Raw genomic sequence first — 22,364 nt, forward strand, 5'->3', positions numbered from 1 at the left:
CCTGGCAAATGGGCCGTTATGAGAGGCCTTTACGATCAACGGTAATAGTCGGGGTATTCCTGCTCAGGGGAGCGGTGGTGGCTGCCCCGGCGCCCCTGACTGGCGGGCTCGCTCGCCTCGGGCTGGCCGTACATCTCGCCGTAGGAGGGCCAGCTGGCGTTCGCGGCGGGCGTCTCGGGCCAGGCGGCGGGGGTGGCGGGCGCCCCGTAGGGGGCGGCCTGCGGCCGCTCCTGCTCGTAGGCGGACGACGGGTACTGCCCACCGCCGCCCAGCACGTCGTCGTACGGCGTGACCGTCCTGCCCGGCGCGGTGGGCGTGGTCGACGCGGGCGTCGGCCCGGTCGTGAGCGCGTCGTCGTCGGGCGCGGCCCAGCCCGAGCGCACCTCGTAGGAACCGGGATAGGCGGCCGCGGGAGCGGCGGGCTGCGTGTAGGTCTCGAACGCGGGCCAGGACGAGGCCGGAGCCGGTCCGTCGAGCACGTCAGGGGCGGGGGCGGCCGACCACGAGCCGGAGGTGGTCGACGCGGCGGGCGGCGGCGACTGCCATGTCGTCTCGGTGTCGGCGGAGCCGTAGGCGGGGAACGGGTCGCTCGTCGGGGCGCCGTGGATCGGCGAGGGCTGTACCGCGGGGAAGGAGCCGCTGCCGGTGACGGCGGGGAACGATCCGCTGCCGAACGCGGAGAAGGAGCCGCTGTTCGGCTGGGGCTCCGGCTGTAGCGGCGGCACCGGCTTGGCACCCGCGCCCAGGATGCTCATCACGTCGGGCGTCGGGGCGGCGAACGTCACGGTGCGCTGGTCGGCCAGGTCGGAGGCGGAGGGCGCGGGACGGGGCTCGGGCATCGGCGCGGGCTCGACCAGCGGGCGCTTGTCGGCCGCGGCGGCTCGGGCCGCGGCCCTGCTCGACCGGCTGGGCCTGCCCGACCTGGCGGCCGGGGCCTGAGCGGCGGCGGGCGCGGCAGGGACGGCTTCGGCGGCCGCGGGCCTGGGCGGCAGCGGGAGCTGGACCGTGCGCTCGGTGGAGGGGTCGGCCGCGGGACGCTCGGGCTCGACCGGCCTGCTGGCCGCCATGCGGGCCTTGACCGTGCCGCCGGCGCCGAAGCCGCCCTCGGTGGCCTCGTTGCGGATGTTGGCCCAGAACTCCTCGTCGTCGTCATCGGCCGCGCCGTTGCCCCACTCGTCGACACCGCGCTTGCCGCGCTGTCCCGTGCGGACGGGCTTGGGCTGCTTCTGCTGGTCGATGGGGCTGAAGTCGGGGCTGAAGTTGACCATGCGAGGTTCGTGCGCGGCGAACTCGTCCGTCGAGCGGATCTGGGTCATCTCCTCCTTCTCCGCCATCGCTTTGAGACGCTCCGGCGGGAGCGAGCTCTCGCGCTTGTTCATCGAACGCATGCCCAGTGCCACGACTACGAGCACGAGGAGCACGACGGCGACGAGAACCAGTACGACCGCAGTCATTGCACCACCCTCAAGGCCATGGCCTGCCAGCGGCGCCGGTGAGATCGCGCGGCCATCGACGCGATCTGCCCCCTTTGATCACCAACGCACAGCGAACGGATCTGATTGTGTCGGACCACTATGAGCGTTGTCACACCCAAAGTGAAGAATCGGTAACCATTACTACCCGCAGCGTTTGGACCATCACTCGATGTGCACCGCCGTCAGGCGTCCACGCGCGATGGTCTGGTCGGCGATCATCTTCAGGATGTCGGGGAGGGAGGCGCTCCTCGTGTCCTCAAGCCGCCCGCTCAACGCGTAGACGCTGAACCGATAGCTTCCGGTCTTCTCGCAGGGCGGCTCGTAGCCGACCTTCGTGCTGGTCACCGCCGCCTGGCCGGCCTCCTTCGGCGGGTCGGACGAGGCGTCCTCGCCGAGTTCGGTCGTGCGCGGGTCGATGTTGTAGACCACCCAGTGCACGGCCGGGTTCGCGGAGCCGGTGTCGTCGACCACGACCGCGATCGACTTGGCACGCGAGAGCACGTCGCTCGACCAGCGCAGCGGCGGGCTCTTCTTGGTGCCGTGACAGGAATATTCCGACGGCAGGGGAGTGTTGTCGCGCAGCCTCGAGCTGCTGACGTTGATCTCCCTGATCTCCCTGGCGGGGCCGTTCAGGATGCCGCAGCCGGACACGCCGAGCGTCAGCGCGGCCACCATCCCGATGACGGTGGCGCGCCCCACGCGCGTGTACGTGTTCGGCTGCCCCATGCCGGAAGATGCTACGCGCCTGTCGGTGGTGCGCCGACCGGTTCGGGAGGTTCGGTCGAGAGGAAAGCCGTTGAAATCCGTAAAATCAGGGCATCGAAGGGTGACCTTGGACACAGCTGTGACCGTCGGCATCCTTTCCGCGCCGCCATGACCGGCCACTCCGTCCCTCCCGGACGATCTGATCAATCGGTACGGCGCAGAAGGCGGGAAATCCGGCGCTCCCTTCTAAGCTGGGCAGTGTGAGTGAGCCGCCCGACCCCGCTGCGGGTCCCCTGCGCGATCCAGAGCATCGCGTCTCGCCCAAGGCGGTACGCCTGTGGCTGCTCGAGGCGCTGTCCGCCTTGGTGATCTTCACGGGCGGCTCGCTGGGACTCGCCGCGTGGATCCCGAGCTGGTCGTGGCTGCCCGCGTGGCTGTCGGGCAACTCGTGGCTGGTGCCCGTGGTGGTGCTCGTGCCCGGCACGCCGCTGCTGCTTCTCGAGCCCTTCGTGCGCTATGCCGTACACCGCTGGGAGCTTTCAGGAGACGTCGTCTACGCCAGGTCGGGCTTCCTGACGCGGGAGTGGGTGTTCGTGCCCGTCAGCCGCATCCAGACCGTCGACAAGGCCCAAGGGTGGTTCGAGCGGATGCTCGGACTGGCCACGCTGGAGATCCGCACCGCCTCGCACGCGGGGTCGTCCACCATCAAGGGGCTCGACCTCGTGATCGCCGCGGGGCTCGCCGAACGGCTGGCGCACAGGGCCGAGGAACTCAGGGACGACGCCACATGAGCGAGGAGCCGCCAGGACTGAAGCTCAGTCCCAAGGTCCTGCTCATCGACCCCGTGCGCATGCTGCCCTCGCTGCTGGTGCCGCTGGCGGGCGTGCTGTTCGTGGGCGGCTTCTCCGCGCGCTCGTTCGGCTGGGCGGCCGTGGGCGTGGTCGGCGCCGTCGTCTTCGCCGTCGTGCGCTGGGCGACGTTCAGCTACTGCGTCGCCTACGACCGGCTGGAGATCAGGCGGTCGCTCGTCAGCAGGTCGGTGCGGACCATCCCGCTGGAGCGCATCAGAGGCGTCGACATCAGCACGCCGCCCATGCACCGGCTGCTCGGGCTCGCCGTACTCAAGATCGACACGGGTGCGAGCGGAGGAGGGGAGCAGGAGGGCGAGCTCGACGGGGTGACCGTGCAGGAGGCCGAGAGGCTCAAGGGCGTCCTGCTGCGCAGAGCCAGGGCCGCCAGGGCGGAGGCCGCCGAGGGCGCCCCTGACGCGCCGCCGACCGCTCCTCCCGCCCCGCCCGAGGAACGGGTGATCGTCAAGGTGCCGCGCGCGTGGCTCCTGTACGGCCCGCTGTCCGGCTCCTACCTGCTGACGCCCTTCGCCCTCGCGGGCGGTGCCATCGGCTTGGCCTTCCAGTGGGGCGATGACCTGGGCTTCCGTGATCTGGCATGGGACGCGGGCCAGTGGCTGTGGCAGCATCCCCTGCTCATCGTGGGCGCGATCCTGCTCCTGGTCCTGGCCATGCCGTTCGTCGCCGCGGTCATGTACGCCGTCTTCAACTGGGACTTCACGCTCAAGGAGCGCGAGGGCTACCTGGTGGCTGAGCGCGGCCTGATCACCAGGCGCAGCGTCTCCCTCGAGGCACGCCGCGTCAGGGGCTACGAGATCGTCGACGCCATCGCCGAGCGGAAGGCCGGCATCGTCAGGATGTGGGCCATCGTCACCGGCCTCGGCGACTCCGAGACCAGGGGGCAGCTGCTCCCCGACGTTCCCCGTCCCGTGGCGCTGGACGTCGCCGCGCAGGCCGTGGGCGCGTTCACCGCGCCGTTGCGCCCCCACCCGCCCGTCGCCCGCGAACGCAGGCTGTTCAGGGCGATCGCTCCATGGGTCGCCGTGGCGGTCGTCGCGGCCGTCCTCGCCTTCGTCACGTCCATGGGGCTGTGGTGGACGGTGGTCGTCGTGGCGCTGGTCCTCGCCGGGCTCGGTGTCCCCCTCGGCAACGACCGCTACCGCTCGCTCGGGCACGGCTACGACGGCGCCCTGCTGTCGGTGCGGTCGGGCTCGCTACGGCGCGCCCAGGCGGTCTTCGAGCGGAGGGCCGTCGTCGGGTGGCGGTTGCGGCAGACCTGGTTCCAGCGGCGCGCGGGCGTGCTGACGCTCATTGCGGGGGTGGGTGCGGGCAAGGGCGGTTACGAGGCGGTCGACGTCTCTCCCGAGCAGGCGGTCGGCCTGCCCGCCGAGGTCACCCCCGAGTGGATGGCCCCGTTCCTCCGCACCTCCGGCTGACCGTCTGGGGCGCCCCGGACGTCCGCGGAAGGCGAGGCCGGGCCCCGCATCACGACGGGCCGAGGCCTGCGCGAACCGCGAGCGGACAGGTCCTCCGGAAGCGCGAACGAGGGGCGGTCCCGTGAGACCGCCCCTCGTGATGTCGGTTCGCGTCAGTCCTGGCGGCGGGCGCCGAACATGATCTCGTCCCAGGTCGGCACCGAGGCCCTGCGACCCCTGGCACCCTTCTTCGGCTGACGCGCGGCGGGCGCGGGCGGCGGCGACGGCACGGGACCCGGCGCCGCGTCCCCCGGCTTCTTGGGTACGGGCGGCTTGGGCACCGGCGCCTTCTCCTGCGCGGGCTTGGCCTCCTTGGACTCCGCGTCGGCGCTCGGACGCGCGGCCGGCACTGCGGCCTTCTCCTCGCGCTCCTCGGGTACGGCCTGCCCGGTTCCCTTCGCCTCCCGAACGGCCTCGGCGACCCGCTCAGGCTCGGCGACCCGCTCAGGCTGGGCGGGGCGCTCTGGCTGGGCGGCCTTCGGAGGCTCCACGGTCTGCGTGGGCCCCGCGGCCTTCGGAGTCCCGCCGGCCTGGTCCGCCTGATCCGCCTGGTCCGCCCGGGCGGCCTCCTCGGCCTTCGGCTCGGCGACATCCGCGGCCTGCGGCCCTCCGGCGTGCGGCGTCACGGCGACCTTGGCCTCCTCACCCTGCGGGGTGGCGGCGACCTGCGGACGCTGCGGCTCCTGGGCCTGCGCCGTGTCGGAGGCCTTCGGCTCCCCGGCCTGCGCGGTCGAGGAGGCCTGCGGGCTCTGCGAGTCCTGGGCCTGCGCCGTATCGGAGGTCTTCGGCTCCCCGGCCTGCGGGGAGGCGCCGACCTGCGAGTCACGGATCTGCGGGCTGTCGGAGGTCTTCGGCTCTTCGGCCTGCGGGGCTCCGGTGACCTGGGGCTCCGCGACCTGCGGGGTGGCGATGGCCTGTGGCTCCCCGGTCTGCGGGGTTCCGGTGGTCTTCTGCTCCTCGGCCCGCGGGACTGCGACGGCCTTCGGCTCCTGACCGGGTCCGGCGACGGTGCCCGGCGTCTTGACCGGCTCCGCGGACCCCGCGGACGGCGTCGGGAGGGCCGTGGCGACCTTCTCGGCGTCGGCTGTCACCCCTGCGGGAGCTGTGGCCTGCGGCTCGCTCGCGGGCGTGGTGGAGGCGGCCGCTTCCGCCGTCTCCGGCGCGGCGGCGACTGCTGCCCCGGCCACCTCGGACCCGCCGACCGGCGCGGAGACCTTGGCCGACTCCTCGGCGGACTCCTTGGCGGCTTGTTCGGCTGCTGAGGGCGTTCCGGGCGCGACCACCGTGGGTTCCGCGGAGGAGGCCAAGGTCGGAGCGGAGTCCCCGGCGGCCTCCGGCGACGCGCTCACCTTGGCGGCTTCGACAGGAGTGCCGACAGGAGTGCCGGCGGTGGCGGAAGAAGTCGCTTCGGCAGGAGCGGTCGCGTCGGCATGAGCCGTCGGCCGGGCAGCAGCTGCCGCTTCGGCAGGATCGGTCGCTTCGAGGGGAGCGGGCTTCTCCACGAGGACCGAGGCCTGGGCGGGCTGCACCGGCTCCTCGACCCTGCCGGGGGCCGTCGACGTCTCGACGGGCGTGACGGCGTCAGCGGGTGCCGCAACGGCAGGCTCGACGACGGCAGGCCCGGTGCCGGCAGATCCAGCGTCGCCAGATCCAGCGTCGCCAGATCCGGTGACGGCAGATCCGGCGGCGGGTGGAGAGGCGACGGATGGAGAGGCGGCCGACGGAGGCGCGGTCGCCGCAGGAGCGGCGGGTTGAGGTGCGGCGGGTTGAGGTACGGCGGGCGGCGTGAAGGCCGCCGGTGCCGCGGGCTCGTGGGCCACCACCGGCTCGGCGTCCCTGGCCGCGGGCGGCGGCGCGGGGAAGCGCGGCGCGACAGGCTCCGCGTGCGGCTCGGGCAGCCGCGGCGCGACAGGCGCGGGCACCTGCTCGTCGGCCGTCGGCCACTCGGCGCCGGGTCGCTCGATACCAGGTCGCTCGGTACCGGGTCGCTCGGTACCGGGTCGCTCGGCCGCGGGCGCGTGGTCGAACGTCGTGGGTCCCGCGGTCGTGGGCGCGTGGTTGAACGCCTGGCGCTCCGGCGCCGCGGGACGCTCCGCCGGCTGCTCTGGTTCGCGGACCGCAGGAGCGTAGATCGACTCCGGCTCGCGCGTGGCCCGCGCCGGAGGCTCCGCCGTCCGCGGAAGATTCGGCGCCCACGCGGCGGGCGGCTCGGGGACGGCGGGACGCGCGGACGGCTGGGTGTAGGGCGCCGGATCCTGGCGGGACACCGAAGGGAACGGCACGGGCGGCTGCATCAGCGGCTCGGCGGCCAGCGGCGGCACCGGCTGCAGCTTGGCCACCCGCGGCGTGAACGGCGTGACGGTGGTGTCCTCGACCGGCGGGTTCGGGTCGAAGTCGGCCGAGGACAGCCGCATCGACTCCTCGTCGTGCGGGGTCACGTGGCGGCGGCGCGGATCGAACAGCCACTCGGCGTGGCGCGTGTGACCGTTCCACACGTAGCCGAGCTTGACCCGCCACAGCCCGTCGTCGCGCTTGGCGGAGTCCCAGTCGATCTCATCGGACGGCACGCCGCGCCTGGTGAGCCGCTCGGCGACCAGGTCGCCGAGCGTGGGGCCTGGGGCCGACTCTCCAGGCATGCGCACGGACACGCGCTGCGCCTGCTGGGCGACGTACTCCCTTTCCTGGAGCACGGGGCCCTCGAACCAGCGGACCCGCTCGACGGGGATTCCCGCGGTCGCGGCGATCTCCTCCGCGGTCTCCCCGGCGCGTATGCGGGCCTGGATCTCCTTGGGGCGCAACGGACTCTCCACTTCGATCTCGTACTGGCCGAGACGGGAGAAGTTTCCGCGGACGGCAGCACGGAGCCGGTCGTCCACGGGAAGCGTGAAACGGGTCCCTCTCCCGGCCGTAGCCAGCACGAGATAGGTGCCGTCCTCGCTTACCGCGACGAGTCGGAGCTCCTGCATGCGAGTCCCTTCGTCAGCGTCGTGCTCAATCTTCCCCCGGACCCTTGAGTCTCTCGCGTGTGCCGGTTGCCTGCCAGCACCGTACCCGGCATGTCCGAACATCGCCTTCATGGGAAGGGGCCTGGCCGATGTGACGCCGGTCACATTTGACGATTTCATTCGAAATTACAGCTCGTCACCGTGCAGCAGGAGGCTAAGCGTCCTCGACGGATTCTGGCGAATCACGTCACGCGCCGCCGTGGACTTCGGCCAAGTGGCCTCATCCGATGGGCCGGCGGGCGGGTGGGACTCCAGGTGGCCTGCCATCGTGCCCGCCGTACGCGGAGAGGTCGTGACGGCCACGTCCGACTTCCCGAGCCTGCGCACGGCGGTCGTCAGGGCGGGGGAGTCGCCCGCGGCGACGGGCAGGTTCGCCACGGCGGGGCGGCGCGCGTGCCTGTGCACCCAGTCGAGCCCGGCGAGCACGTCGGACAGGTCGCCCGAGCCGTCGCAGCGGAGCACCTTGACCGAGCCGACGCGGGCGCCCGGCGCCACGCCGTCCTTCCCGCCCGCCGCGAGAGAGGCGGCGCGGGTGCCGTGGTCGCCGCAGAAGCGCCCGCGGACTCCCGTGGCGTCGAAGGCGTGCCACGCCCTGTCGCCGAACTCGTCGCGGGCCACGTCGACGCCGGTGCCGAGCACGTAGACGGTGACCCCCTCGCCGGTGGCGGAGGAGCGGGACGGTGCGGCACCGCCGGAGAGGTCGAGACCGCGAACCCTGCCGTCGGGCTCCAGCGCACGTACCCTCGGGTCGGCGCGCAGCTCGGCGGCCTCCGTGGAGGTGAGCAGCGTCGCGAAGCCGGGAAGCGCGGCGGTGTAGTAGCGGCGCACCCGCCATCGCGCGTCGCCGACCAGTGCGCGGGCCTCGGCCCTGCCGGTGGCGGTGACGATGTAGGGGTGGGGCGGCTCGGCGGAGGCGGGCGCGGGGGCGTCGGCGGGGGCCACGACAGAGGCGACCACGGGAGCCGCTGTGGTGACGGCCGTCGCCAGGGCCGCGGCGGCGTACACGGAGGGTAGTCCGAATCGGCGGGGCACGAGTGTCCAATCTGCTGTCACGCAGGTCACAGGAACAACAGGACACGCGACCGCGTCTAGTTACGAAGAAGCTCTTTACCGAACGAGTGACAAGAGGGGACTGATCCGGGGGATGAGCGGCGAGCAGCGGAAGTTCGAGCTGAGCGTGCCGCAGATCGCAGGAGGGGCACTGGCCGCGGTGACGGCGGCCGTGGCGGCGTCGTACCTCGGAGTGGCGGGGACCTTTGTGGGAGCGGCGGTGGCGAGCATCGCCAGCACCGTCGGCGGCGCCGTCTACACGCACTACCTGAAGCGCGCCAACGACCAGATCAAGCAGCACACCGTCGTCGCGTGGCGCGACAGATCCGAGCCGCCCGTCCGCGTCGAGGGGGAGGGCGAGCTGGCGACGGCCGTCCACGCCACCGTCAGGGAGGAGGGCGACTCCTCGCCCACGCTGGTGATGGCGCCGGTGGCGCAGGCGGCGCCGAGGTGGCGGATGCCGTGGCCGACGCTGCTGGCGGCCGCCGCGCTGGTGTTCGCGATCAGCACCGGCGTCATCCTCACCTACCAGGCCTTCGCCCACGAGACCGTGCACGAGACGGTCACCGGCAAGACCGGCGCGGTCGAGCGGGAGAAGAGAGAGCCGCAGCGCAAGCAGGAGGAGAGCGCTCCGGTCGCCCCGCCGGTCTCGGACCGGCCCGGCTCTCCTGAATCGGCCGACGCGCCGACGCCCACCCCGACCCCCACCCCCACGCCCACGCCCAGCGAGACGCCGACCCCCACCCCCACCCCCACGGCGGCCACGCCGACGCCTACCGACGCCGCCTCCCCTGATCCCACGCCCACGGAGACGCAGAGCGACAGGGGCACCGACCCCGACCAGGGCCCGCCCGCCGAAGACCGGCTCGAGCAGGCGCCAGAGCAGGCGCCCGAGCAGCCCTAGCGGCGTGCCGGCGCTCGTAGGATGCCGGTCGTGACGTCCCACGCGGTCGAGGAGTTCGAGGCGCACAGGCCGCGGCTGCCCGTTCTCACCGGCGGCGCCCGGCTCGGCCCGCTGGACAGCGCCGAGCAGCGGGAGCTCTACCAGCGGGCCCGCCTGCGCGTCGCCGAGGGGCGGCCGCGCTTCTCCGCCGGCCGCGCTTCTCCACCGGCCGCGCCGAGGGCAAGGCCACCGCGGCCCGCAGTGTCGTCGCGGGCCTGCCAGGGTCGCCCGCTACCTCGGCTCGTGGATAGGCAGGGGCGTGGTCGAGGCGGCCGTCACGATCGGCGAGGTCAACGGCCGGGCCCGCCCTCTGGGGTACGGCAGGCGGCCGCCTGCTCGGCGTGATGGTTTTGGAGATCACCAACGGCCTGGTCGTCACGGTGCGGGGGTGGTCAATCCCGACAAACTCGGCTACATGGCGAGCCGGCTCAGCATGGCGTGAGACCGGTCATGGGCCCAGCACGGTGTCCAGGTAGGCGTTGGCGAACACCCGGCCGGGGTCGAGCCGGTCGCGCAGCGCGAGGAAGTCGGAGAAGCGCGGATAGACCCCGGCCAGGTAGGCGGCGTCGCGGGTGTGGAGCTTGCCCCAGTGCGGGCGCCCTTCGAGGCGCGTCATGATCTCCTCGACCCCCTCGAAGTAGGCGGGGTTGGGGGTCGGCCGGTAGATGTGGCAGGCCAGATAGGCCGACGGCCTGCCGTACGCGGTGGACAGCCAGGCGTCGCTGGGTGGCGTGACCCGCACCTCGATCGGGAAGGTGATCTTCCAGTCGTTCCGCTCGATCAGGTCCCTGGTCTCGCGCAGCGCCTGCCCGAGCCGTTCCCGGGGGACGGCGTACTCCATCTCCAGGAAGCGCACGTCGCGGACGGAAGTGAAGATCTTGTAACTGGTGTCCACCGACTCGGAGTCGCCGAGGAAGGCGGCCGAGAGCGCGTTGAGTCTGGGGATCGCGGAGGGGAAGCGCCCGCCGATCCCGCACAGCGCGCCGAAGAGTGTGTTCTCCAGGAACACGTTGTCCATCCAGTGCTTGATGGCGCTCGGCGGCCGGGCCGGGCCCGGATGCCGGTTGTTGGTCTTCACCAGGCAGGCGTCGGTGTGCGGCAGCCAGAAGAAGTCGAGATGCTCGTTGGCCGAGGTCATCGAGTCGAGCTCGTCCAGGATGCCGCTCAGCGGCATCGCCCTGCGGCTGTTGTGCAGCAGGAAGGAGGGGTCGACGCGGAAGGTGACCGCCGTCAGCACGCCGAGCGCGCCGAGGCCGACCCTGGCCGCGTCGAACAGGTCGTCACCGGGGGAGGCGGTCGCGACGGAGCCGTCGGCGAGCACCATCTCCAGCTTGACCACCTGGTCGGCCAGGCCGCCTGTGTCGCGTCCCGTGCCGTGGGTGCCGGTCTGGATGGCGCCGGCGACCGTCTGCGCCGTGATGTCGCCCATGTTGGCCAGGGCGAGGCCGCGCTTGCCGAGTTCCTCGTTCAGCACGCTGAGCGGCGTGCCTGCGAGCACGTTCACCCAGGTGGCGCCGTTGTCCTTGGTGACCGAGCGGATGCCGGTCAGCCCCTGGGGCCTGAGCATGATGCCGTCGGTGACGGCCACGCCGGTGAAGGAGTGGCCGGTGCCGACCATGCGGACGCGGCGGCCGCTCGCGGCGGCGTCCTTCACGGCCCGCGCCACGTCCTGCACGGACGAAGGGGTGCGCACCTCGGCGGGAGTGCCTGTCTGGTTTCCGGCCCAGTTCGTGAAGACCATGCGCACCCCTCCGGAGCAACATTCGGTTTTAAACGCGAACGATACTCACTTTTCCCAGCCTTCGGGAACGGGGAAGATGTCGCCTGGCTGCAGGTTCTGGCTCTTGATCACCTCGGAGACGGTCACGAGATGGTAGCCCTTGCCCTGCAGCGTCTTGATGAGCGCGGGCATCGAGTCGACCGTCTGCTTCACCCAGTCGTGCATCAGGATGATGCCGTCCTGCTTGGCGACCGCGAGCGTCTGCTTCTTGATGGACGTCTCGTTCCTGGACTCCCAGTCGCGGGACCCGCCGGTCCACAGGATCATCGGCATCCCGAACTCGGCCGCGATGTCGGAGACCTGCAGGTCCGCCATGCCGTACGGCGGGCGCAGCAGCTTGGGCTCCACGCCCGCCGTCTGCTTGATGATGTCCTGCGTCTTCTTGATCTCGTTCCGGATGGCCCCCGGCTCGAGCTGCGTGAAGTTGGGGTGCTTGTAGCTGTGGTTGCCGAGCTCGTGCCCCTCGGCCGCCATGCGCTTGGCGAAGGCGGGGCGGCTCTTCACGTACTGGCCCTCGAGGAAGAACGTCGCCTTGGCGTCGTACTTCTTCAGCGTGTCGAGCAGCTTGCCCGCGTACTGGCCGGGGCCGTCGTCGAAGGTCAGCGCGAGGCACTTGACCTGCGTGCAGTCGACCTCCTTGCGAGCGGGAGCGGCGTTCGCGGCTGATGGGGTCAGGGTGACCGCAACAGCCGCGATGGCAAGAAGTGAAACAAAATGTCGGGACATAACAGACTTTCCAGTGTTGAGGGTGTTGTCTGAGGGATCTCCCGACCGTAGCGGATCAACCTTTGGCCGGTGAAGGAGCCTCGGGAAGTCTCAGCAAACCCGAACCTCCGATGCCCACGAGGGCCGCGAGCAGCGCGCACGCCAGCGAGAAGCCGTAGGCGTTGGACGCGCCGAACGCCTCGGTGAGCCGCCCGCCCGCCCACGCGCCGATCGCCACGCCGAACCCGATCGAGGTGGAGATCCACGCCATGCCCTCGGTGAGCAGGGACGGCGGCACCAGCCGCTCGGTGAGCGAGAAGCCCGTGATGAGCGTCGGAGAGATCGCCAGTCCCGCGATGAACAGCGCCCCCGCCATGAAGGGCGCGCTGCCGATGAAGGCGATCGGCAGCAGGCCGACGGCGAAGATCGCGATGGCCCTGACGAACCTGGCCCGCAGCGAGACCTTCCATGCCCGCGAGCCGAACCACAGACCCGACACCATCGAACCGCCCGCGAAGGCCGCCAGCAGGAACCCGGCGGCGCCCTTGACGCCGTGCTCCTCGGCGAAGGCCACGGTGATCAGGTCGACCGAGCCGAAGACCGCGCCGAGCGCGAGGTAGACGCACGACAGCAGGGCGATGCCGGGAATGGTGATCGGGCTGCCGCCGACGTGCCGTACGGGGGAGACCGGGGGTTCGGTGCCGCGCTGCATCGCGAAGGCGAGCGTGCCGATCAACATGAGCACCAGCGCCACGATCAGCCCGGCGAACGGGTTGACCATGGTGGCCAGGACCGTCACCATCGCCGGCCCGGTAACGAAGATCACCTCGTCGGCCACGGACTCGAACGCGAAGGCGGTGTGCAGCTTCGCCGAGCCGCCGAGCTGGTGCGACCAGCGGGCGCGGACCATCGAGCCGAGGGACACCGAGGTGGCGCCGACGACGAATCCGGAGACGTAGAGCGTCCAGTCGGGCAGGCGGAATCCGGCGCACAGCATGAGCGCCGCCATGGACGCGCCGTTGACCAGGGCGAGCGGTGTGATGACCCGGCCCTGGCCGAACCTGTCGACCAGGCGGCCCGACAGCGGGGCGGCGATGGCGAAGGAGATGTTCGTGACGGCGGCGACGGCTCCCGCCGTGGCGTACGAACCGGTGATCAAGGAGATCAGCCGGACGATCCCGATGCCCAGCATCGACATCGGCATCCTGCCGATGAATCCGGCGAAAACGAAACCCTTGACTCCGGGCGTGTTGAAAAGCCCCCGGTACGGCCCGACCACTACGTCCCCCTACTCTCCAAGCGCCCAACCTTTGCGCACCGTCTATCAGGACAGCAAGTGATTTTTCGCCTGATCGTCTAACGTGGCCTGGGTGTCTGCTCTTCCCTCCGTCCGGGGACTCATGGTCGTTCTCGCCGTCGTGGTCTCCGTGGGCGCCGCCGGCGCCTTCGCGTTCACGCTGAGCGAGGACCAGGAGAAGGAGAAGGATCCGGCGCCCTCCGCCGTCCGCAAGAACGAGACGCAACACCTCGACACGCTGGTCCCCGTGAAGGAGTTCGGCCAGGGCGGCCCTGGGATCACGGTCACGCCGCCGCGGATGCTGGCCATCGCCCGCGGCACGGTCCCGAAGCAGACACGCCTGGCGCTCGGCGGCCTCAAGCACGTGCAGAAGGTGATCGTGGTGGACGCGGGCTCGGTGAAGGTCGCGGGGACGGGCGTCAACCTGCTGGCCGTCGAGCCCTCCGAGTACCGGTCATGGACGCCGCAGGCCGTCGCCGACCAGCCGGAGGTGTGGAGCGCGCTGGCCAGGGGCGAACTGGTCGCCGACACCTCGGCCGCGCGCAGGTTCGGCCTCGTCCTCGGCGCGTCCTACCAGATCGACGGCGGCCCCAGGCTGCGCGTGGCCGCCTCCGCCACGCTCGGCCTGCCGGGAGTGGACGGCATCGTCAGCACCGAGGTCGGCCGCAGGCTCGGCCTCATGGAGGGCGTCGCCGTGCTCCTCCACGGCAAGGCGGGCAAGATCGGCGAGGCCGGCGTGCGCAGGCTGCTCGGCGAGCACGCCCAGGTCGTCTCCGTCGGCCGTGTCCGTCCCCCCGCCCGGCCCCGGTCCCAGCCCGACAAGCAGGTCGTACGGCAGGGCAGCTACCTGGACCTCTACAAGTCGGCCGCCACCCGCTGCCCCGGCCTGTCATGGACCGTGCTGGCCGCCATCGGCCAGGTCGAGAGCTCCCACGGGCGCAACAACGGCCCCTCGAGCGCGGGCGCGCTCGGCCCGATGCAGTTCATGCCCGCCACCTGGAAGGCCTATGGAGTGGACGGCGACGGCGACGGCCGCAAGGACATCTGGAGCCCCTACGACGCGGTGCCGGGCGCCGCGAACTACCTGTGCGCCAACGGCGCGGGCCAGGGCGGGCAGAAGTTGCGCAAGGCCGTGTGGTTCTACAACCACTCGTGGGACTACGTGAACAAGGTCCTCGGCCTGTCCGAGGCGTACGCGCGCGCCTACGCCTGACCTGCAGGTTACGCGGCCCGCGCGTGCGTCCACGCCCACCACGCCCGCCTGACCTGCCGGTTCACGTGGCCCGCGGGTGCGCCGACGCCCGCCCGCGACGTCCCCTGCCTGGCCGCGAGGCGTGAAGAGCGCGTCTACGCGGGCCGGCGGACGGGAGCGGGGCAGCAGCTCAGAGCGCACGCCGCCGGCTCGGGCTCGGCCATGAGCTCGCGCACCATCCGCACGAAGCGCGGATGCGTCCCGGCCGTCGCCGCCCGCTCCAGCGGCAGCCCCAGCTCGGCCGCCAGCCGCCTGGCCTCCACGTCGAGGTCGAAGACGACCTCCATGTGGTCGGAGACGAAGCCGATCGGCACCAGCACCACCGCGGGCGCGTCTGTCTTGCGCAGGTGGTCGAGCACGTCGGGCTCCAGCCACGGCACCTGCGGAGGGCCGCTGCGTGACTGCCACACCAGCTCCCACGGCTCGGTACGGCCGAGCGCCTGGCTGACCAGCTCCGCCGACCGGCGAAGCTGCGCCTCGTAGAGCCCGCCGGACGGGCCCGCCGTCTGGGCCATCGAGACGGGGATGCTGTGCGCGGTGAACACCAGCCTGGCGTCGTCGCGGCCCAGCCGGTCGAGCGCCTGCCTGGCGTGGTCGGCCATCGCCGCGACGAAGCCGGGGTGCTCGCCGAAGTGCCGCATCTTGACCAGCGCGGGGCCGCCCTCGACGGAGATGCGGGCGATGTCCTCGTAGTACTGGCGACAGCTGGAGTAGCCGGCGAACGCCGAGGTGGCGAAGACCGCCGCCTTGGTGATGCCGTCGGCCTTCATCCGCAGGACCGTGTCCTCGCCGAACGGCCGCCAGTTGCGGTTGCCCCAGTAGATCGGCACGTCCAGCTCCGGCCGCAGCGCCTCGATCAGGTCGCGGTTCTGCTGGTTGATCGGGCTGACCCCGCCGAAGGACTGGTAGTGCTCGGCCACCTCGAGCAGCCGCTCGCGCGGCACCCCTCTGCCCCGCACGACGTTCTCGAGAAACGGCATCACGTCGTCGGGTCCCTCGGGACCGCCGAAGGACAGCAGCAGCAAAGCGTCGTAGTTCCCCACGCTGGTAAGCCTATGGGGGCCACGATGTAGGTTCGTGACGTGAGCTCATTCAAGGATATTCGTGACTATGTGGCCATCCCCCGAGTCCTCTCGCTGAAGCTCTCGCCGGACGGATCCCGGCTCGTCAGCGCCGTGCAGTCCCTCAACCCCGACGGGAAGTCGTTCGGCACCGCACTCTGGGCGATCCCCGTGGACGGCGAGCCGTACCGGCTCACCAGGAGCGCCAAGGGAGAGGCGGGCACGGAGTTCACCGCGGCGGGTGACGTGCTGTTCACCTCGCGCCGCCCCGACCCGACCGTCAAGGACTCCGACGAGGAGGTGCCGGCGCTCTGGCTGCTGCCGCGCGCGGGCGGCGAGGCCCGGCAGATCGCCACCCGGCCGGGCGGCATCGGCGCGGCGCGGACCGCGGGCGACGTCGTCGTGTTCGCCTCCGAGGTGCTGCCCGGTGACGAGGCCGCCGACGAGGAGCGGCGCAAAGCCAGGAAGGACGCGGGCATCAGCGCGATCCTGCACGAGGGCTACCCGGTCCGCTACTGGGACCACGACCTCGGCCCCGGCCGTACCCGCCTGTTCGCGGCCAGGCTGGGCGCCGACCGGCTGGAGGAGGTCAGGGACCTGACTCCCGACTCCGGCGCCCATCTGGACGACCACCTGGACTTCGCGCTCACCTCCGACGGCGCCACAGTGCTCACCACGTGGACGGTGCCCCTCGACGCGGGGCAGCAGCGCACCGAGATCGTCGCGATCGACGTGGCCACGGGGGAGCGGCGCACGCTCTTCGCCGCCGACGACCACGACTTCGAGGGGCCGCTGCGGATCTCGCCCGACGGCGCCCGCGTGGCCTGCTCGCGCTCCCGCCACACCGCGCTCGATGTCTCGGCCCGCTCGGAGCTGTGGATCGGCGACCTGGCCACCGGTGAGGGCAGGACCTACGCCGACGACCTGTTCCCCGCGGACCTCGAATGGGCTCCCGACTCAGGCGCCGTCTATCTGGTGGCCGACCACCAGGGCCGCCGCCCCGTCTTCCGGGTGTCGCTCGACGGCTCCTTCGACAGGCTCACCACCGACGACGCCGCCTACCTCGCGCTCAGCGCCTCCGGCGACGGCCGTTTCCTCTACGCGCTGCGCAGCGGCTACCACGGCCCCGCCACGCCGGCCAGGATCGACGCCGCCACCGGCGAGGTGGTCGAGTTGCCCTCGCCCGCCCCCGCACTCGACCTGTCCGGCACCCTCACCGAGCTGTCGGCCGTGGCCGACGACGGGCAGGAGATCCGCGGCTGGCTGGTGCTGCCCAAGGACGCCTCCGCCGAGAACCCCGCCCCGTTCCTGCTGTGGATCCACGGTGGCCCTGTCTCCTCGTGGAACGACTGGTCGTGGCGCTGGAACCCGTGGATCATGGCCGAGCACGGCTATGCCGTCCTGCTGCCCGACCCCGCCCTTTCCACCGGGTACGGCCAGCACATGATCGACCGGGGCTGGGGCGAGTGGGGTCCGCGCACGCTCGCCGACCTCGACTCCATCGTCGACGAGGCGCTCAAGCTGCCCGAGATCGACGAGACGCGCCTGGGCGCGATGGGCGGCTCGTTCGGCGGCTACATGGCCAACTGGGTCGCCGGGCACTCCGACCGCTACAAGGCGATCGTCACCCACGCCTCGCTGTGGAACCTCGACCAGTTCGCCGGCACCACCGACGCCTCCATGTACTGGCAGCGCGAGTTCGGCGCGCCGGGCACCGAGCGGTACGCCAAGCTCTCCCCGCACGGCGCCCTCGACCAGATCCGCACGCCGATGCTGGTCGTCCACGGCGACAGGGACTACCGCGTGCCGATCGGCGAGGCCCTGCGCCTGTGGTGGGACCTGCAGCGCAGCAACGTCGAGTCGAAGTTCCTCTACTTCCCCGACGAGAACCACTGGATCCTCAAGCCGGGCAACGCCGTCGCCTGGTACGAGACCGTGCTCGCCTTCCTCGCCCAGCACGTGCTCGGCCAGGAGTGGAAGCGCCCGGACTCGGTGGCGTAGATGACGGACTTCGCGGCACTGGCCACGGACATCGCCCGCGAGGCGGGCGACATGCTGCTGGCCAAGCGGCCGAGCAACCCCGAGGTCGTGCAGACCAAGTCGAGCCCGACCGACGTCGTCACCGCGCTCGACCGCGCCTCGGAGGAGCTCATCAGGGCCAGGATCAGGGAGGCCAGGCCGGACGACATGATCCTCGGGGAGGAGGGCGGCGACACGCCGGGCTCCAGCGGGGTCAGGTGGGTCGTCGACCCGATCGACGGCACCGTCAACTTCCTGTACGGCCTGCCCGAGTGGGCGGTCTCCATCGCCGTCGAGGTGGACGGCAGGATCGTCGCGGGTGTCGTCAACGTGGTGCCGCGCGGCGAGCTGTTCAGCGCCTCGCTCGGCGGCGGGGCCGTCCTGCACAAGGACGGTCTCGCGGTCTCGCGGCTGCGCTGCAACAGCGGCGTGCCGCTCGGACAGGCCCTGGTGGCGACCGGTTTCGGCTACGACGCCTCCCGCCGCAGGGTGCAGGGGCAGGTCGCGGCGGCCGTCCTGCCCTCGGTGCGGGACATCAGGCGCGGCGGTTCCTGCGCGATCGACCTGTGCTCGGTGGCGGCGGGCAGGGTGGACGCCTACTACGAGCGAGGGATCAACTACTGGGACTACGCCGCGGCAGGGCTGATCGCCGCCGAGTCCGGCGCCAGGATCGGCGGGCTGAACGGCAGGCCGCCGAACGGCGAGCTCACGCTGTGCGCCGCTCCAGGGCTGTTCGAGGAACTGCACGACCTGCTCGTGCCGCTCGACCCCGAACGCGACGCCTGACACTGCCCGCCCGTGGACGTGACGACGGCCGGAGCCCCGCGGGGCTCCGGCCGTCGTCACATGCGGTGCGGTTCAGCGCGGCAACGGGACACCGTGGTCGTCGGCCAGGCGTCGCAGATCCTCGATCTCCGCGGTGAGGGTGTCGGCGAGGTAGTCGTCGCCGACGGACCTCGCCTCGTCGAGACCCTTGTAGGCCTGGCAGAGGCGGCGTTCGATCGTGGTCGTGAACTCGCCCATCTCACCTTCTCTCTCACATGCATCTCGGGGGCGGCGCGTGCGGTCATGGGGGTTCAACGGCACGCGGCGATGGGTGTCCCGCGTGTCTACCCACCCTCACCGCGGTCCGAAACCTCCGATCGCATGTGCCCTGCGTCACGATGGCCCCGCACATGCCTTACCGTGCGTTTATCGGAGATGTGGTGAAAATGAGAGCCACATCCAGGAGCGGGGAAGAGGTGCCGGCAGCCGTGCGGGTGCTTGTGGTTGAGGACGAGCGGGTGCTCGCCGACGCGATCGCGACGGGGCTCCGTCGCGAGGCCATGGCCGTGGACGTGGCCTACGACGGCGGCGCGGCGCTGGAGAAGACCTCCTACATCGACTATGACGTGATCGTGCTGGACAGGGACCTGCCGGTGGTCCACGGCGACGAGGTGGCGCGCAGGCTGGTCGCCGAGCGCAGCGCGTCCAGGATCCTGATGCTGACCGCGGCGGGCGACGTCGACGACAAGGTGGAGGGTCTCGGCCTCGGCGCCGACGACTACCTGGCCAAGCCGTTCGTGTTCGTCGAGCTGGTGGCCAGGGTGCGCGCGCTCGGCCGCAGGTCGGCGCCCGCCCTGCCCCCGGTGCTCGAGCGGGCCGGGGTACGGCTGGACCCCGGCAAGCGGCTCGTCGAGCGCGACGGCAAGGAGATCCAGCTGACGAAGAAGGAGTTCGCGGTCCTCGAGGAGTTGCTGCGCGCCGAGGGCGCCGTGGTGAGCCAGGAGGACCTGCTGGACAAGGCATGGGACGAGAACATCGACCCGTTCACCAACGTCGTGCGCGTCACCATGATGACGCTGCGCAAGAAGCTCGGTGAGCCGCAGGTGATCGAGACCGTCCCGGGAGTGGGATACAAGTTGTGAGCGACGAGCAGGACCGTCCGGCGGTTCCCACCCATCCGATGATCAGTCCGCACTCGGAGCGGGCCAGCATGACGCGGACGAGGGTGGAGCAGCTGGGCCAGGGGGACGAGCAGGCCCCGCGGCAGGGCGGCGGCGAGTGGGACGGACCGCCGCCCCTCCAGCCCGAGGGCGAGGAGACGATGGCCGAGCGCATCAGGGTGATGCGCGACAGGGTGAGCATCCGGTGGCGGCTCACGCTGACCTACAGCGCGTTGTTCTTCGTGGCGGGGGCGTTCCTGCTCTCGGTGATGTATCTCATCGTCAGCTCGGTGCTCCACCAGGGCTTCCAGTTCACCCTGAAGCTGCCGCAGTGGGCGCCGTCCGGGCTGGCCGAGTCGCTGAACGACCAGTCCGAGCTCCTGATGAACAACAACATCAACGCCATCCTGGAGAACCTGATCAGGCAGTCCGTCATGGTGCTGATCGGGGTGGGCATCCTGGCGCTGATCCTCGGCTACTTCGTGGCCGACAGGGCGCTGCGGCCCGTCGCGCAGATGACGGCGACGGCCAAGAAGTTGTCCGAGAGCAACCTCGCCCACCAGCGCATCGACCTCAAGGGCCCCCAGGACGAGCTGAAGGAGCTCGCCGACACCTTCGACGCGATGCTGACCAGGCTCAACGTCGCCTTCGACACCCAGCGGAGGTTCGTCGCCAACGCCTCGCACGAGCTGCGCACGCCCCTCACCATCAACAGGACGGTTCTGGAGATCGCGCTGTCTGACCCCGAGGCGTCCCAGGACCTGAAGGCGCTCGGCCGTACCCTCCTCGAGGTCAACGCCCGCAACGAGAAGCTGATCGAGGGCCTGCTCCTGCTCGCCCGTAGCGAACGCGAGCTGCGCGTGCGCAAGCCGGTGGACGTCAAGGAGGTCGCCATGACGGCCGTGGAGCAGCTCGTGCCCTTCGCGGCCGAGCAGGGCGTCACCGTCACCACCGAGCTGTCGCCTGCGCCCACGCTGGGCGATCCCGTGCTGCTAGAACGCTCCATCAGCAACCTGCTGGAGAACGCCGTCAAATACAACATCCCGGAAAGCGAGCCAGGAAACGGAAAAGTCTGGATCCGCACGGGAATGGTGGACGGGGCACTGGTTGTTCAGGTGGCCAACACGGGACAGCATGTCCCGGCGTACGAGGTGAACAGCCTGTTCGAGCCCTTCAGAAGGCTCCACGCGGACCGTGTGGACTCGGCGAAGGGATCGGGACTCGGCCTGTCCATCGTCCGCGCGGTCGTGCAGGCGCACGGCGGAAACGTGGCCGCGGTGCCGCGCGACGGCGGAGGACTTGTCGTGACCATTCGACTCCCCGGGCGCTAGTCCGGCGTGTTGATCTGACGGGGGAGTCTCGTTCGCGCCGTACATGTGGTTGGATGTGCCGTCGAACACGGTGGTGCATGCCGCCAATGCTGTGTGTTTCGCCATATTTGGCTAACCACAGGCCGTTGGCGGCAGGCCCCTTCGTGTCGGGAGGTTCAGCAGCCGTTCCTCCGGGGTACCGATGCACAAATCTCCCTGAAGGATCGGGCACAAGATGGGCCTCTCGGACGTTAGACACGCGCGACGAGCGCGACACCATAGATGAGGGGGATGGAGCAAGCACAATGGCTACCGACTACGACAGCCCGCGCAAGACCGATGACGACCTGGGGGAGGACAGCCTCCAGGAACTCCAGGCGCGGCGGACCGACAAGTCCTCCGGCAGCATCGACATCGACGAGACGGACCTCGCCGAGTCGCTCGAGCTGCCCGGTGCGGACCTGTCGAATGAGGAGCTGTCCCTGCGGGTGATCCCTCGCCAGGCCGACGAGTTCACCTGCTCGCGGTGCTTCCTTGTGCACCACCGCAGCCAGCTGGCCTCCGAGAGGAACGGGCAGCAGGTCTGCAGGGAGTGCGCCGCCTGACCGAGAGGGCACCGCATCGTGTCATCCAAGAAAGAGGAGCGGGACGACCCTGTGAACGACGCAGAGGTCGCAGAGTCGTCCGCTGCCTCCGCCGTGGACAAGGACCCGAAACCCGAGGTCGAGGATCCCGATCGCGAGGTCGGCGAGCTCGTCGGCCGTCTGGTGCGGCCTGGTGAGCTGGAGAGCGCCGAGCGGCGCAGGCTGCTCGGCCGCCTCACCAGGTCGCTGAGCGAAGGCGCCAGGAGGGCGAACGCCTCGGGCGTCGGCAGAGGCCGGTGGCTGGCCGACGTGTTCCTGAACATCGCGCCCCGCATCCCCATCAGGGATCTGGCGACCCTTTCCGAACATCACCACGGCCTCACCGGCGAGCAGCTGGCCGACGATCTCGTCCGCACCGCGCAGAAGGCGACGATGACGGTCGGCGCGATCGGCGGCGCCCTGGCCGCGGCCGAGTTCGCCGCCCCGCCGCTGCTGCTGTCGGCGCCGGCCCAGCTGGTCGCCGAGACCATCGTGGTTGCGGCCATCGAAGTGAAGCTGCTGGCCGAGCTCCATCAGGTCTACGGCATCGAGGTGCCAGGCACGGGCACCCAGCGTGCCGTCGCGTTCACCGCGGCCTGGTCGAGGCAGCGGGGCATCGACCCGCTGGCACCGGCCTCCGTCACGCTCGCGCTGGGTGCGGCGACGAAGACGGCGCTGCGCAACAGACTGATGAGGACCCTCGGACGGCACCTGACGACGCTCGGTCCCTTCCTCACCGGAGCCGTGGCCGGCGGCATGCTCAACCGGGCGGCCACCAAGAAACTCGGTGAGGCGATCCGCGCTGATCTGCGGGTCAAACGCCCCACGCTGCCGCCGACCCCCGGTTCGGCCGAGCTCGAAACCTGACACCTCGTCTGAGATGCCGGCGCC

At 71.1% G+C, this 22,364-nt stretch carries 20 protein-coding genes; 11 read left to right on the top strand and 9 right to left on the bottom strand.

All coding sequences use genetic code 11. The features are described from left to right. Positions 1–35 precede the first annotated feature (35 nt). The gene (locus AC3EO4_RS16245; RefSeq protein ID WP_379573871.1) at positions 36–1,454 is read right to left on the bottom strand and encodes a hypothetical protein; all 1,419 of its coding nucleotides are present in this window, start codon (positions 1,452–1,454) and stop codon (positions 36–38) included. 183 nt (positions 1,455–1,637) lie between these two features. After that, the gene (locus AC3EO4_RS16250; protein ID WP_379573872.1) at positions 1,638–2,201 is read right to left on the bottom strand and encodes a YbhB/YbcL family Raf kinase inhibitor-like protein; all 564 of its coding nucleotides are present in this window, start codon (positions 2,199–2,201) and stop codon (positions 1,638–1,640) included. Positions 2,202–2,440: 239 nt separating this feature from the next. Between AC3EO4_RS16250 and AC3EO4_RS16255 the strand changes: the two genes are divergently transcribed. Both AC3EO4_RS16255 and AC3EO4_RS16260 read left to right on the top strand, forming a co-directional pair. Beyond that, on the top strand, positions 2,441–2,971 hold the full coding sequence (locus AC3EO4_RS16255) for a PH domain-containing protein (protein WP_431896311.1): 531 nt from the start codon (positions 2,441–2,443) through the stop codon (positions 2,969–2,971). After that, a complete protein-coding gene (locus tag AC3EO4_RS16260) occupies positions 2,968–4,464 on the top strand; it encodes a PH domain-containing protein (protein ID WP_431896313.1) in 1,497 nt (498 codons plus the stop codon). Before AC3EO4_RS16255 ends, AC3EO4_RS16260 begins: the two co-directional genes overlap by 4 nt. A gap of 152 nt (positions 4,465–4,616) precedes the next feature. On the opposite strand, the gene sepH is transcribed toward AC3EO4_RS16260, so the two are convergent. Both sepH and AC3EO4_RS16270 read right to left on the bottom strand, forming a co-directional pair. Further along, on the bottom strand, positions 4,617–7,469 hold the full coding sequence (gene sepH, locus AC3EO4_RS16265) for a septation protein SepH (protein ID WP_431896315.1): 2,853 nt from the start codon (positions 7,467–7,469) through the stop codon (positions 4,617–4,619). Between the two features lie 165 nt (positions 7,470–7,634). Then, entirely contained in the window at positions 7,635–8,513 is an 879-nt protein-coding gene (locus AC3EO4_RS16270; RefSeq protein WP_488186343.1) for a S8 family serine peptidase, read from the bottom strand. Between the two features lie 139 nt (positions 8,514–8,652). Here AC3EO4_RS16270 and AC3EO4_RS16275 point away from each other — a divergent pair, with 139 nt between their 5' ends. Together AC3EO4_RS16275 and AC3EO4_RS16280 are read left to right on the top strand one after the other, a co-directional pair. Continuing rightward, positions 8,653–9,462, top strand: coding sequence for a hypothetical protein (locus AC3EO4_RS16275; RefSeq protein ID WP_431896319.1), 810 nt, complete (start codon positions 8,653–8,655; stop codon positions 9,460–9,462). 30 nt (positions 9,463–9,492) lie between these two features. After that, a complete protein-coding gene (locus AC3EO4_RS16280; RefSeq protein ID WP_431896320.1) occupies positions 9,493–9,846 on the top strand; it encodes a hypothetical protein in 354 nt (117 codons plus the stop codon). A gap of 103 nt (positions 9,847–9,949) precedes the next feature. On the opposite strand, the gene AC3EO4_RS16285 is transcribed toward AC3EO4_RS16280, so the two are convergent. The 3 genes from AC3EO4_RS16285 to AC3EO4_RS16295 are packed head-to-tail and all read right to left on the bottom strand — an operon-like array spanning position 9,950 to position 13,265. Beyond that, positions 9,950–11,242, bottom strand: coding sequence for a D-arabinono-1,4-lactone oxidase (locus tag AC3EO4_RS16285; protein WP_431896322.1), 1,293 nt, complete (start codon positions 11,240–11,242; stop codon positions 9,950–9,952). A gap of 45 nt (positions 11,243–11,287) precedes the next feature. Continuing rightward, positions 11,288–12,007, bottom strand: a complete 720-nt coding sequence (locus AC3EO4_RS16290; RefSeq protein ID WP_379573880.1) for a polysaccharide deacetylase family protein — start codon at positions 12,005–12,007, stop codon at positions 11,288–11,290. Positions 12,008–12,062: 55 nt separating this feature from the next. Further along, positions 12,063–13,265 (bottom strand): MFS transporter, encoded by a 1,203-nt coding sequence (locus AC3EO4_RS16295; protein ID WP_431896324.1) that lies wholly within the window; start codon positions 13,263–13,265, stop codon positions 12,063–12,065. Between the two features lie 91 nt (positions 13,266–13,356). Here AC3EO4_RS16295 and AC3EO4_RS16300 point away from each other — a divergent pair, with 91 nt between their 5' ends. After that, positions 13,357–14,496, top strand: coding sequence for a lytic transglycosylase domain-containing protein (locus AC3EO4_RS16300; protein WP_379573884.1), 1,140 nt, complete (start codon positions 13,357–13,359; stop codon positions 14,494–14,496). Positions 14,497–14,630: 134 nt separating this feature from the next. Here AC3EO4_RS16300 and AC3EO4_RS16305 read toward each other — a convergent pair whose 3' ends face one another. Beyond that, a complete protein-coding gene (locus AC3EO4_RS16305; RefSeq protein WP_431896326.1) occupies positions 14,631–15,578 on the bottom strand; it encodes a ferrochelatase in 948 nt (315 codons plus the stop codon). A 39-nt stretch (positions 15,579–15,617) separates the two neighbouring features. Here AC3EO4_RS16305 and AC3EO4_RS16310 point away from each other — a divergent pair, with 39 nt between their 5' ends. Beyond that, positions 15,618–17,597, top strand: a complete 1,980-nt coding sequence (locus AC3EO4_RS16310) for a S9 family peptidase (RefSeq protein WP_431896327.1) — start codon at positions 15,618–15,620, stop codon at positions 17,595–17,597. Then, positions 17,598–18,401: an inositol monophosphatase family protein gene (locus AC3EO4_RS16315; protein WP_379573888.1), complete on the top strand. Its 804-nt coding sequence runs from the start codon at positions 17,598–17,600 to the stop codon at positions 18,399–18,401. Between the two features lie 72 nt (positions 18,402–18,473). Here AC3EO4_RS16315 and AC3EO4_RS16320 read toward each other — a convergent pair whose 3' ends face one another. After that, a complete protein-coding gene (locus tag AC3EO4_RS16320) occupies positions 18,474–18,638 on the bottom strand; it encodes a hypothetical protein (protein ID WP_358126007.1) in 165 nt (54 codons plus the stop codon). A 230-nt stretch (positions 18,639–18,868) separates the two neighbouring features. Between AC3EO4_RS16320 and AC3EO4_RS16325 the strand changes: the two genes are divergently transcribed. The 4 genes from AC3EO4_RS16325 (at position 18,869) to AC3EO4_RS16340 (ending at position 22,340) form a co-directional block, all read left to right on the top strand. After that, on the top strand, positions 18,869–19,522 hold the full coding sequence (locus AC3EO4_RS16325) for a response regulator transcription factor (protein WP_379573889.1): 654 nt from the start codon (positions 18,869–18,871) through the stop codon (positions 19,520–19,522). Further along, positions 19,519–20,871 carry a sensor histidine kinase gene (locus AC3EO4_RS16330; RefSeq protein WP_431896329.1) on the top strand — a complete coding sequence of 451 codons (1,353 nt, stop codon included), beginning with the start codon at positions 19,519–19,521 and terminating at the stop codon, positions 20,869–20,871. The genes AC3EO4_RS16325 and AC3EO4_RS16330 overlap by 4 nt, the downstream gene beginning before the upstream one ends. A 284-nt stretch (positions 20,872–21,155) precedes the next feature. Beyond that, positions 21,156–21,455, top strand: coding sequence for a DUF4193 domain-containing protein (locus AC3EO4_RS16335; protein WP_090929286.1), 300 nt, complete (start codon positions 21,156–21,158; stop codon positions 21,453–21,455). A 51-nt stretch (positions 21,456–21,506) separates the two neighbouring features. Continuing rightward, on the top strand, positions 21,507–22,340 hold the full coding sequence (locus tag AC3EO4_RS16340; protein ID WP_431896332.1) for a hypothetical protein: 834 nt from the start codon (positions 21,507–21,509) through the stop codon (positions 22,338–22,340). The last annotated feature ends 24 nt before the right edge of the window (positions 22,341–22,364 follow it).

This window comes from Nonomuraea sp. bgisy101 (assembly GCF_057708945.1).